This window comes from Rhodopseudomonas sp. BR0C11 (assembly GCF_010820945.1).
Taxonomy (GTDB): domain Bacteria; phylum Pseudomonadota; class Alphaproteobacteria; order Rhizobiales; family Xanthobacteraceae; genus Rhodopseudomonas; species Rhodopseudomonas palustris_H.
Map to the genome: position 1 here is coordinate 1 of NZ_QTKI01000549.1, position 2,515 is coordinate 2,515.

3 protein-coding genes are annotated in these 2,515 nt (G+C 66.2%); 2 read left to right on the forward strand and 1 reads right to left on the reverse strand.

Annotated elements, in window-relative coordinates; all coding sequences use genetic code 11:
• Together DYI24_RS24905 and DYI24_RS24910 are read left to right on the forward strand one after the other, a co-directional pair.
• Positions 1-731, forward strand: a 731-nt coding sequence (locus DYI24_RS24905; protein ID WP_164574230.1) for an ABC transporter permease, incomplete at its 5' end; no start/stop codon positions are given.
• A gap of 82 nt (positions 732-813) precedes the next feature.
• The gene (locus tag DYI24_RS24910; protein WP_107345773.1) at positions 814-1,614 is read left to right on the forward strand and encodes an ABC transporter permease; all 801 of its coding nucleotides are present in this window, start codon (positions 814-816) and stop codon (positions 1,612-1,614) included.
• A 154-nt stretch (positions 1,615-1,768) separates the two neighbouring features.
• Here the strand turns inward: DYI24_RS24910 and DYI24_RS24915 are convergent.
• Positions 1,769-2,515, reverse strand: a 747-nt coding sequence (locus DYI24_RS24915) for an AsmA-like C-terminal region-containing protein (RefSeq protein ID WP_164574231.1), incomplete at its 5' end; no start/stop codon positions are given.

Consider the following 2,515-nt stretch of genomic DNA (forward strand, 5'->3'; position numbering starts at 1 on the left):
GGGGGGCGTTCGACGCGCTGTCGGCCGACAATTTCAAGCTGATCTTCGGCGACCACCTCTACGTGGTTTCCTACTTGCGCAGCCTCACCGTCGCGGCGTTGTCGACCGCGATTCTGCTGCTGATCGGTTATCCCATCGCCTACGCAATGGCGCGACTTCCGCGCCGCTGGCAGCCGCTGGCGATGATGCTGGTGATCGTACCGTTCTGGACCTCGTTCCTGATCCGGATCTACGCCTGGATCAACATCCTGCAGCACGACGGCCTGCTCAATCAGCTGCTGCTGGCGCTGCACATCGTCTCGAAGCCGGTGGTGTGGCTGTCGACCGACACCGCGATGTATGTCGGCATCGTGTATTCGTATCTGCCGTTCATGGTGCTGCCGCTGTACGCGACGCTGGCGAAGCTGCCGCATTCGCTGTCGGAAGCCGCCGCCGATCTCGGCGCTTCGCCGCGGCAGGCTTTCTGGCTGGTGACGTTCCCGCTGTCGCTGCCCGGCATCGGCGCCGGCGTGCTGCTGTGTTTCATCCCGATCGTCGGCGAATTCGTCATCCCCGATCTGCTCGGCGGCTCGACCTCGCCGATGATCGGCCAGACGCTGTGGCTGGAGTTCTTCACCAACCGCGACTGGCCGGTGGCCTCGGCGCTCGCGGTGCTGCTGCTCGGCGTGTTGCTGCTGCCGCTGCTGATCTACGAGCGGGCGCAGCGACGCCAGCTCGAGGGGAGGTCGTGATGGGCGGGATAGCCTTTGTCGCGAGCGTAGTCTCAGGTTGCTGCGAAGAATACCCTCCCCCTCCAGGGGAGGGTACAAAAACATGAAGCTCTCCCGTTTCAACCTCGTCTCGCTGACGCTGGGGCTGGCGTTTCTGTATCTGCCGATCGTGATCCTGGTGGTGTATTCGTTCAACGACTCCCGCCTGGTCACGGTGTGGGGCGGCTGGTCGCTGCGCTGGTATCGCGAGTTCTTCCAGGATCAGCCGATGCTCGATGCCGCCTGGATGAGCCTGCGCGTGGCGCTGACCTCGGCCACCGCGGCGGCTGTGCTCGGCACGCTGGCGGCGGTGGCGCTGTCGCGTGCCGGCCATTTCAAGGGCCGCACGTTGTTCTCCGGGATGCTGTATGCGCCGCTGGTGATGCCGGAAGTGATCACCGGTCTGTCGCTGCTGCTGTTGTTTGTCGCGATCAACGCCGAGCGCGGATTCTGGACGGTGGTGATCGCCCATACCACGCTGACGATGTGCTTCGTCGCGGTGGTGGTGCAGTCGCGGCTGCATGCGCTCGACCGCAGCATCGAGGAGGCGGCGATGGATCTCGGCTGCGCCCCGGTGGAAGCGTTCCTGCGCGCCACCGTGCCGCTGATCTGGCCGGCGATCGCGGCGGGCTGGATGCTGGCGTTCGCGCTGTCGCTCGACGATCTGGTGATCGCCAGCTTCACCACCGGCCCTGGGTCGACTACGTTGCCGATCCGGATCTATTCGGAAGTGCGGCTCGGGGTGAAGCCGGAGATCAACGCGATCTGCACCCTGATCATCGCGGCCGTGACGGTGCTGATCGTCATCGCCTCACTGGCGTCGAAGCTGTCGAAGACCCAGGCCGACAACGCCGCGCCGATGTGAGGTGTCATTAGGCCTCGTCATTGCGAGGAGCGAAGCGACGAAGCAATCCAGCAGCTTAATAGGCGAGCTGGATTGCTTCGCTGCGCTCGCGATGACGGAGAGGGGCGTGCCCGGCAGTGCACAGCCGACGGCCGCGCAGATCACGCAGAGCTGATCAGTTCGCCTTCGGCTCGGGCTGCGCGGCGGCAGGTGCGTCGGCCGGCGGCTCGGCGTCCTGTTTCTTGCCGGTGATCCGTTCGAGCACTGAGCGGACGGTGTCGCGGGTCTTGCGATCCTTCACGGCGTCGAGCAGCGGCGCCGAGGCGGGCGAGCGGCGGATCAGGCTTTCCGGGTCCGGGAAGATCAGCGGATCGTCCCACGGGCCCTGCACGATGAACGGCAGGTCGAAGCCGGGCTTGGCGGCGGAGCCGCCGGCGAGGCTGGCGACGCCCTTCAGGTCATATTCGCGCGCGGGCACCGAGGCGGTGCCGCTCAGCGAAATCCGTGCGGTGGGACCGTCGATCCGCACCTCGTCGGCGGTGGCGATGCCGTCCGCAAACCGCACCGAAACGGTGAGCTTGTCGAACGGGGTGTTGCCACTGCGGAAGTTGCCGCCGCCGGACAACGGCCGCCGCTCCAGCCGCTTCAGCAGTTGTTCGACGTTGAAGCCGCTGATCGCGCCGTCGTGGCCGGTGAGCAGCGCCGAGCCGTCGAGCGATTGCGCCAGGCCGAACGGGCTCGCGCCCTCGGCTTCCAGCGACACGCTGAGGTTGCCGCGTCCCGACAGGTTGCGCACGCCGAGCAGGTCGGCTGCGCAGGTCTGCAGCTCGACGTCGTTGAACTGAAATTGCGCCTTGATGCTTGCGGCCTTGTCGGAGCGCGAAATGCCGAACGTACCTTGCGCGATGCCGCCATACACCTG

Excerpts from the sequence above, each read along its gene's own strand:
- DYI24_RS24910 (WP_107345773.1), top strand. The coding sequence starts at position 814 with ATGAAGCTCTCCCGTTTCAACCTCGTCTCGCTGACGCTGGGGCTGGCG.